4 protein-coding genes are annotated in these 7,233 nt (G+C 75.2%); 3 read left to right on the top strand and 1 reads right to left on the bottom strand.

All coding sequences use genetic code 11. The features are described from left to right. Positions 1–30: 30 nt before the first annotated feature. The gene (locus IEZ17_RS28415) at positions 31–1,119 is read right to left on the bottom strand and encodes an ABC transporter permease (RefSeq protein ID WP_189305019.1); all 1,089 of its coding nucleotides are present in this window, start codon (positions 1,117–1,119) and stop codon (positions 31–33) included. Positions 1,120–1,344: 225 nt separating this feature from the next. Between IEZ17_RS28415 and IEZ17_RS28410 the strand changes: the two genes are divergently transcribed. The 3 genes from IEZ17_RS28410 (at position 1,345) to IEZ17_RS28400 (ending at position 7,208) form a co-directional block, all read left to right on the top strand. After that, positions 1,345–4,851 (top strand): DNA polymerase III subunit alpha, encoded by a 3,507-nt coding sequence (locus IEZ17_RS28410; protein ID WP_189305017.1) that lies wholly within the window; start codon positions 1,345–1,347, stop codon positions 4,849–4,851. Next, positions 4,848–6,041, top strand: coding sequence for a DNA polymerase Y family protein (locus tag IEZ17_RS28405; RefSeq protein ID WP_189305015.1), 1,194 nt, complete (start codon positions 4,848–4,850; stop codon positions 6,039–6,041). The genes IEZ17_RS28410 and IEZ17_RS28405 overlap by 4 nt, the downstream gene beginning before the upstream one ends. 294 nt (positions 6,042–6,335) lie before the next feature. Further along, positions 6,336–7,208: an esterase/lipase family protein gene (locus IEZ17_RS28400; protein ID WP_189305013.1), complete on the top strand. Its 873-nt coding sequence runs from the start codon at positions 6,336–6,338 to the stop codon at positions 7,206–7,208. The last annotated feature ends 25 nt before the right edge of the window (positions 7,209–7,233 follow it).

Genomic DNA, 7,233 nt, shown 5'->3' with positions numbered 1-7,233 from the left:
GCACTCGGCCCGCGTTCCGTCCGCTCCCGGTCACGCCGGCAGCCGCTCCCCGCCGCCGGCCGGCTCCTCGTCCCCCGGCTCGCCGTCCGCCCGCTCGCCGTCCGTCCGGCGGAGCGTCGCGAGGGTGAGGGTGACCGCGGTGCCGCCCACCGCCCAGGCGGCGAGCACCAGCAGCGGTCCGGTCAGCGCCCGGCCCTTGAAGTACGCGATGGAGCGCGCCGCCCAGGTGCCGGCGCCCGGCGGCAGCGCGGGCCCGATCGCGTGCCAGAACGGCGGCAGCAGCGGATACGGGTAGGCGCCGCCCGCGCTCGGGTTGCCGAACACCACGATCACCAGGATCGCCAGGCCGATGCCGATGACGCCCAGCAGCCCCTGGAACGCCAGGGTCGTGGCCCCCACGGCGAAGACGATCAGCGCGCCCAGCCCCCACAGCCCGAAGAGGCTGCCGGGCAGCGCGCCGAGGACCGGGCCGACCACGACCGCCCCGGCCAGTCCGGCGATGACCGCGTACAGCGCCAGCGCGGTCAGCCGGATGACGGCCCGCTGCCCGTTGGCCGGGCGGGCCCCGGCGCTGACCGCCAGGATCGCGGCGCACAGATAGCCGCCCACGCACCAGCCCACGACCAGGTAGAACGAGGACAGGCTGCGACTGTCGCCCGGGCCGGCCGGTGTCACGTCCACCGTGCGGACGTCCCGCTGCCGAGCCTGCTCCGCCTTGCCCACGACCGCTTCGACGGCCTGCGAGAGCGAGGCGCCGCCGCCGCTCGCGACCAGCAGCCGGTCGGTGCGGCCGTGCGGATCGACGATCAGCGCGGCGTCGATCGTCCGGTCGGCGATCTGGCGCACCGCGGCCTGTTCGGAGGCCGCCGGGCGCGGGTCCAGCGGCGCGCCGGGCAGCCGGTCGAGCTGCCGCACCAGCTGCCCGCCGGCCGGTCCGGGCGCGACCACCGCGAGCGGCACCCGGTCCGGCTTCGGGTGGTGGAAGGCGCCGGTGTACGACGTGATGAACGCGATCATCAGGCCCAGCACACCGATCACCAGCAGCGCCGCCCGCGTCGTCACCGCGCTCTTCACCTCCTCCAGGAAGGTGATCCGGGTGCCGCCGTCGGTCCTGGCCATGCGCCGCTCCGTTCCGGGATTCCGGCCCTGTTTTCCAGGCTTTATGGCCACATCTTCCGGTCGGGGGTAGGGCTGTGCAGATTGGGTGGGCTGATCGACGGATGCGCAGGGCCGGCTTCCCGAGAGACGTGTTCGTACGAGTGTTCGAGTTAGGCGTTATGGTGGAGGGAGTGAAACGAGGGACACGGAGTCGGCCAGGGGGCGGATGAGGCGCAGGAGGTGCGGATGCCCGGGTTCACGCATCTGCACACCGCTTCGGGGTTCTCCCTGCGCTACGGCGCCTCCCATCCGGAGCGGCTGGCCGAGCGCGCCGCCGAGCGCGGGATGGACGCCCTCGCGCTGACCGACCGGGACGGGCTCTCCGGCGCCGTACGGTTCGCCAAGGCCGCCGCCGGGGCCGGCATCCGCCCGCTGTTCGGCGCCGAACTGGCCGTGGCGGAACGGGAACCGGAGCCCCGGCCCACCGTCCGCCGCCGCACCCCGGTGCGCGGCGGCGCCTTCCTCGACGAGTCCGCGGCCCGCGCCGTCTTCCTGGCCCGCGACGGGGCGCCCGGCTGGGCCGCCCTGTGCCGGCTGGTCTCGGCCGCCCACGCCGGCCGGGGCGAGCGGCCCGTCCTCCCCCGGGACGCCCTGGAATCCGCCCCGGACGGGCTGTGCGTGCTGCTCGGGCCGGACTCCGACGTCTGCCGGGCGCTGGCCGCCGGCCGCCCGGACCGCGCCGCCCGGCTCCTCGCCCCATGGCGCGAGCTGTACGGCGACGCGCTGCGCCTGGAGGCCGTCGACCACGGGCGTCCCGGCAGCGGCCCCGGCTCGCTGCGGCTGGCCGCCCGCACCCTCGGCTTCGCCGTCGACCAGGGCGTGCGTGCGGTGCTGACCAACGCGGTCCGCTACGCCGACCCCGGCCAGGGCCCGGTCGCCGACGTCCTGGACTCCGCCCGCCGGCTGGTGCCGGTGGACCGGCACCGCCCCGAGACCTGGGACAGCGGCGAGCGCTGGCTCAAGGACACCGCCGCGATGAGCCGCACCGCCGGCCGGATCGCCGAGGCGGCCGGCTTCCGGCGCGGTGTCGCCCACCGGCTGCTCGCCATGACCGAGGAGACCGCCGGGGAGTGCCTGGTGGACCCGCAGGACGACATCGGGCTGGGCCGCATCCACTTCCCCGAGCCCCGGCTGGTCGGCGCGGAACACCGCACCGCCGCCCGGGTGCTGCGCTCCCGCTGCGCCGCCGCGATGGTGCTGCGCGGCTATGACCGCGACCGTACGCGCTGGGCCCGGCTGCACGACGAACTGCGCACCATCGAACGGCTCGGCTACCCCTCGTACTTCCTGACGGTCGCCCAAGTCGTCGACGACGTACGGGAGATGGGGATCCGGGTTGCGGCCCGCGGGTCCGGCGCCGGGTCCCTGGTCAACCACCTCCTGGGCATCGCGCACGCCGACCCGGTCGAGCACGGGCTGCTGATGGAGCGCTTCCTGTCCGAGCGGCGGGCCGCGCTGCCGGACATCGACATCGACGTCGAGTCGGCCCGCCGGCTGGAGGTCTACCACGCGATCTTCGACCGCTTCGGCGCGGAGCGGGTGGCGACCGTCTCGATGCCGGAGACCTACCGCGTCCGGCACGCCGTACGGGACGTGGGCGCCGCCCTCGGTATGGAGCCGGCCCGTGTGGACCGGCTCGCCAAGGCGTTCCCGCACATCCGGGCCCGGGACGCGCGGGCCGCGCTGGCCGAGCTCCCCGAGCTGCGCGGCGTCCGGGAGAGCGCCGACGAGCGGCTGTGGCGGCTGGTCGAGGCGCTGGACGCGCTGCCGCGCGGGATCGCCATGCACCCGTGCGGGGTGCTGCTCTCCGACGCCACGCTGCTGGACCGTACGCCCGTCGTGCCGACCAGCGGCGAGGGGTTCGCGATGTCCCAGTTCGACAAGGAGGACGTGGAGGACCTCGGGCTGCTCAAACTCGATGTGCTGGGCGTGCGGATGCAGTCCGCGATGGCGCACGCGGTCGCCGAGATCGGCCGGGCCACCGGGGTCCGCCTCGACCTGGACGACCCGGCGCAGGTGCCGCCCGGCGACCCGGCCACCTATGACCTGATCCGCTCGACCGAGACGCTGGGCTGCTTCCAGATCGAGTCGCCCGGCCAGCGCGACCTGGTCGGCCGGCTCCAGCCCGCCACCTTCCACGACCTGGTCGTCGACATCTCGCTGTTCCGGCCGGGGCCGGTCGCCGCCGACATGGTGCGGCCCTTCATCGAGGCCCGGCACGGCCGCGCGGCGGTCCGCTACCCGCATCCCGACCTGGCGGAACCGCTGCGCGAGACCTACGGCGTGGTGGTGTTCCACGAGCAGATCATCGAGATCCTGCGGATCATGACGGGGTGCCGGCGGGACGAGGCGGACGAGAAGCGGCGCGCGCTGTCGGACCCGGAGGCGCAGGGCCGGGTGCGCGCCTGGTTCGCCGGGCGGGCCGAGCGGCGCGGATACGCACCCGAAGTCATCGCGCACACCTGGGAGATCGTCGAGGCGTTCGGCGCGTACGGCTTCTGCAAGGCGCACGCGGTGGCGTTCGCGGTGCCCACCTACCAGTCCGCCTGGCTCAAGGCGCACCACCCCGCGGCCTTCTACGCCGGGCTGCTCACCCATGACCCCGGGATGTACCCGAAGCGGCTGCTGCTCGCGGACGCCCGGCGGCGCGGGGTGCCGGTGCTGCCGCTCGATGTGAACCGGTCGGCGGTCCGCCATCGAATCGAACTGGTGTCCGGTGTGGATGGTTCCCGCGGTGTCTGGGGGCTGCGGCTCGCGTTCTGCGACGTGCACGGCATGAGCGAGGCCGAGGCGCGGCGGATCGTGGACGGGCAGCCCTACCGCTCGCTCCAGGACCTGTGGCAGCGGGCCCGGCCGGGCCGCCCGGTGGCCGAACGCCTCGCCCGCGTGGGCGCGCTGGACGCCTTCGGCGCCAACCGGCGGGATCTGCTGCTGCACATCGCCGAGCTGCACCACCGGCAACGCGGCGCCTCCGGCGGCCAGTTGGCGCTGCACACGGACCAGGACGCGCCCGACCGGATCGAGCCGGCGGGCCTGCCCGACCTCGGCGACGCCGAACGGCTCAGCGCCGAGCTGGGCGTCCTCGGCATGGACGCCTCCCGCCATCTGATGGCCGACCACCGGGAGTTCCTCACCGAGCTGGGCGCGGTGCCGGCCCGGCTGCTGCGCACCGCCCGGCACGGCGACACGGTGCTGGTCGCCGGGGCCAAGGCGGCCACCCAGACCCCGCCGATCCGCTCCGGCCGCCGGGTCATCTTCACCACCCTCGACGACAGCACCGGCCTGGTCGACTGCGCCTTCTTCGAGGACAGTCACGAGAGGTGCGCCCACACCGTCTTCCACTCCTGGCTGCTGCTGGTGCGCGGTACGGTCCAGCGGCGCGGGCCGCGCAGCCTCAGTGTGGTCGGCGCGGCGGCCTGGAACCTCGCCGAACTGGCCGAACTGCGCCGCGAGGGCGGCCTGGAGGCGGTCACCGCCCGGCTCGCCGCCGCACCGGACCGGCCGGCCGGGGACGCGACCGCGGCGGGCGGTGGGGACGGCACCGCGCCGGAGCCCGAGCCGGTCGCCGCCGGGCGCACCATCCGCCTGGAGACCGGCTACGAGATGCACCCCTGGGCCGACCTCCAGCCGCCCGGCGAGCGTGCCGCCACCGGCCGCAAGCTGTGGCACTCCAGCCCCGGGAGCGCGGGATGAGCACGGCACCGGGTCCGCCCGCCGCCGTACCGCCGGACCCCTCCGGCGCCCCGCGGCCGGCCGGCATGCTCCACGTACGCTTCCGGACCGCCGACGGCGAGCCGGTCGGCGCCGAGCAGTACGAGCAACTGCTGCGCCTGCTGGGCCGGTTCACCCCCGCGATCGAGGCGCTGCCGCCGGACGCCGCGCTGGCCGACGTCCGCGGGGCGCTGCGCTACTTCGACCGGGACGCGGTGGGGATCGCCGAGCTGATCCGGCTGCGCGCGCTGGCCTGGCACGGGGTGCGGTGCACGATCGGGATCGGCGGCAACCCGCTGCTGGCCCGCATGGCGGCCCGGGAAGCGCTGCCCGGAGAGATCCGGGCCGTCCCCGAGGACCCCCGGGCCGTCGCCGCCTTCCTCGACCGCCGCCCGGCCGCGGCGCTGCACGGCGTCGGGCCGGCGACCGCGCGCGCCCTGTGCGCGTACGGGCTCGACAGCGTCGGCCGGATCGCCGCCGCACCGCCCGCCACCCTCCAGCGGATCCTCGGCGCGAAGGCCGGCCGGGCGGTCTCCGAGCGGGCCCGCGGTATCGATCCGACGCCGGTCGCCCCCAACGCGTCCGCCCGCTCGATGGGCGCCGAACACCGCTTCGCCCACGACGAGTTGGACCCCGTCCGGCGCCGCCGGGCGCTGCTCTCGCTCGCCGACGGGCTCGGCGCCCGGATGCGCGCGAGCGGGCAGGTGGCCCGGGCGCTCACCCTCACCGTCCGCTACGCCGACCGCTCCACGACGACCCGCACCCGGCGGCTGGAGGAGCCGACCGCACACGGCCCCGCGCTGACCGAAGCGGCCTACGCCCTCCACGCCGCGCTCGGCCTCCAGCGGGCGCGGGTGCGGTCCCTGGCGCTGCGCGCGGAGGACCTCTGCCGCGCCGAACTCGCCGCGCGGCAGCTGACCTTCGACCCCGCCGACGACAAGGCGCACCGCATCGAGGCGGCCGTGGACCGCGCCAGGGCCCGCTTCGGCACCGGCTCCGTAGGCCCCGCGGCAACGCTCGGGCCTGTCCGGCGGGTCGGGGTGGGACAGACCCCGGGCCCGCCCCCCGGAACCGGCGCCGTCCCGCCGCCCGGGCCTCCCGGCCCGGCCCGCACCGCCGGCCGCCGGACCCCGTGGCCGGCAGGCAACCCCCTGGGGCCGACCGGCAGTTAGCCCCTGTCCCGGCCCCCGCTCCGTCCATCCCGCCCGAGAGGGAAGTACCCTCTCGGGCGCGGCGTATCGGCATACGGCGCCCGAAGCCTGCCCAACTGCACGCAACCGGCGTTTCGCACCCGGGCGTCCGGTAGGGGTTGTGTGCAGTTTCCTTCACCGTCATACCGCTGGTAAGTCGTGCTTACCCGGCCGTAACTTACTTGCCAGTTACCAAGTTGGCCCTTGCGATCCGGATCGCAGGTGAAACGGCTCACCGAGCACTTCGGAGTCCCCTCACCCCGCAAGGAGCATCGTATGAAGCTGCGCTGGTCACGTATGCGTCGGCCGAGAAGGCTCGCCCTCCTCCCGGTCGCCGCCCTGGCCATGGGCATCACCGCCGCCGCCCCCGCCGCCGCCGACGCCCCCACCGTCACCAGCGGCTGGAACAACTTCTCCTGCAAGCCCTCCGCCGCTCACCCCCGTCCGGTGGTCCTGGTGCACGGCACCTTCGGCAACGCCACCGACAACTGGCTCGGCCTCGCGCCCTACTTGGTCGACCGCGGCTACTGCGTCTTCTCCCTGGACTACGGCCAGCTGCCCGGCGTCCCGGCCTTCTACGGGCTCGGCCCGGTCGACGCCTCCGCCCGGCAACTCGCCACCTACGTGGACCAGGTGCTGGCCGCCACCGGCGCGCCCAAGGTCGATCTCGTCGGCCACTCGCAGGGCGGCATGATGTCGCGGGTCTACCTGAAGTTCCACGGCGGTGCGGACAAGGTGAACACGCTGGTCGGGCTGGCTCCCGACAACCACGGCACCACCCTGGACGGACTGACCCGGCTCCTGAACCTCTTCCCCGGCGCCAAGCAGTACATCGACACGTTCACCCCGGGGCTGACCGACCAGGCCGTCGGCTCCGACATCCTCAACCGCCTCAACGCCGACGGCGACACCCTCCCCGGCATCCACTACACCGTCATCGCGACCAAGTACGACGAGGTCGTGACGCCCTACACGTCGGGGTACCTCAACGGCCCCGACGTCCACAACGTGCTGCTCCAGGACCTGTGCCCGGTGGACCTCTCCGAGCACGTCGCCATCGGGACGGTCGACCGGGTCGCCTTCCACGAGACGGCCAACGCGCTGGACCCGGCACACGCCACCCCCACCACCTGCGCCTCCGCCGCCTGATCGGCGGCCGGCCCGGCCGGTGGAC

Origin of the sequence: Streptomyces albospinus, assembly GCF_014648695.1 — a bacterium.
GTDB classification, from domain to species: domain Bacteria; phylum Actinomycetota; class Actinomycetes; order Streptomycetales; family Streptomycetaceae; genus Streptomyces; species Streptomyces albospinus.
This window is presented reverse-complemented; position numbering and strand designations above follow the sequence as displayed.